General features: G+C 39.9%; 1 pseudogene. It reads left to right on the forward strand.

The annotated features are described in order from the left end of the window. Positions 1-13: 13 nt before the first annotated feature. Positions 14-238: pseudogene (locus R0J87_RS24455) on the forward strand (adenylyltransferase/sulfurtransferase MoeZ); the annotation flags it as partial.

Raw genomic sequence — 238 nt, forward strand, 5'->3', positions numbered from 1 at the left:
GATGGATACAACGTTGAGCGGACGTTTATTGCTTTATAACGCACAAACCATGAGCTTCCGTGAATTAAAACTGCGTCCTAACCCAGACCGTTCTGAAATTAAAGAACTCATTGATTATGAACAGTTCTGTGGTATTCCCCAAACTCAAGAGGAAGAAACCGATGTTCCGGAAATGACCGTTCATGAGTTAAAGCAGTTAATGGAACAAAAATCAGATGACTATGTTCTGATTGATGTC

Origin of the sequence: Halomonas sp. SIMBA_159 (assembly GCF_046536035.1) — a bacterium.
Lineage (GTDB): Bacteria > Pseudomonadota > Gammaproteobacteria > Pseudomonadales > Halomonadaceae > Vreelandella > Vreelandella venusta_A.